Source organism: Salipiger sp. HF18, from assembly GCF_011806505.1.
GTDB lineage: Bacteria > Pseudomonadota > Alphaproteobacteria > Rhodobacterales > Rhodobacteraceae > Salipiger > Salipiger thiooxidans.
Genome location: NZ_JAATOS010000751.1, coordinates 1 through 1,403, shown reverse-complemented (window position 1 = coordinate 1,403; position 1,403 = coordinate 1). Strand labels below are relative to the sequence as shown.

Sequence of the window (1,403 nt, the reverse complement as noted above, 5' to 3'; positions counted from 1 at the left end):
GATGCGCTGGCGGATGCCATGCGGCTCTCGGCGGGCATGACCGCCAAGGCGGCGCTGGCCGGTGTGCCCTTCGGCGGCGGCAAGGCGGTGATCATGGCCGATCCGCAGCACGAGAAAACGCCCGCCATGATGCGCGCCTTCGGGCGCTTCATCGAGACCCTGAACGGGCGCTACATCACCGGCGAGGACGTGGGCGTCTCGCCCGCGGACATGGCGCATGTGGCCGAGGAGACCACCCACGTGGCGGGCCTCACCACCGGGCGCTTCGCCAGCGGCGATCCCTCACCGATCACCGCCGAGGGCGTCTTCCGCTGCATGAAGCTTGCCGCGGCGCAGGTGTTCGGAAGCGACAGCCTGCGCGGCCGGATCGTGGCGCTGCAAGGGCTCGGGCATGTGGGGCTGTCGCTCGCAGGCAAGATGCGCGCGGATGGCGCGCAGGTCGTGGCGGCGGACATGAACCCCAAGGCGGTCGATGCGGCCCGCGATCTCGGCGTGCAGATCGTCGCGCCGGACCGCATCCTGACGCAGGAGGCCGACATCCTCGCGCCCTGCGCGCTGGGGGGCGTGATCGACCACGACAGCATTGCCGGGCTCAGGGTCCGCATGATCTGCGGCGCGGCGAACAACCAGCTCGCGACGCCCGATTGCGCGCAGGAGCTGCACCGCCGCGGCATCCTCTACTGCCCGGATTACGTGGTGAACGCTGGCGGGCTGATCAACATCGCCCGCGAGGCGCTGCAGATCGGCGATGCGGACTGGGCCTCGGACAAGCTCGAGGCGGCGGTGGCCAATTTCGGCGAGCTGATCGCCTGGGCCGCCAAGGACCGCCGCCCGCCGCTCGAGGAAGCCGACGCCATGGTGCAGAAGATCCTGCAGGACGGCTGGCGCCAGAGCCACGCGATGTGATCGGGGGATGGTCGCCGGGGGGCCTGGGTGATGCCCTCGGCGACCCTTCAGGAAACGCCGGCGCGGGGGTGCGTGGCATCCCCGGGTTGCCTCACCGGTTGTCTTTGAAGTCCCTTTGAACGTCAGACCTTAGGGGCAGTCCAAGCCGCCCGCCCCACGTTCAATGCGCCTCTCCAAGGCGCCAATCTGCCGCCTCCAAGGCCCCCCAACGAAACCTCATGGACCGCGCCGCCTGCCACCACCGGCCGGCCCGGTCGGGACGCGCTCGCGGAGAGGTGCCGCGGCGTCCCATCGCTTGCCCGGGACGCGCGCTTAGCCCTCGGGAACCGTGAGCATCTCGCGCAGCGCCGCGACCGGCAGGTCGAGCCACGTGTTGCCGAGCTCGTCCAGGAACCGCGCCTCCATCCTCGTGAGCGGCCCCGGCATGACCGCGACATGGCCCTCGGCCGAACGCTTGCCGATCTGACGCGCGAAGGTGCGCAGCATCTGGTCGTCGA

General features: G+C 70.6%; 1 protein-coding gene and 1 pseudogene. One reads left to right on the top strand and one right to left on the bottom strand.

Going from position 1 to position 1,403, the window contains the following annotated elements; all coding sequences use genetic code 11:
- Positions 1 to 906 (top strand): Glu/Leu/Phe/Val dehydrogenase (locus HC022_RS26585; RefSeq protein WP_167454381.1); only part of this gene is annotated, 906 nt, incomplete at its 5' end.
- A 312-nt stretch (positions 907 to 1,218) separates the two neighbouring features.
- Here HC022_RS26585 and HC022_RS26580 read toward each other — a convergent pair.
- Positions 1,219 to 1,403: pseudogene (locus HC022_RS26580) on the bottom strand (SIR2 family protein); the annotation flags it as partial.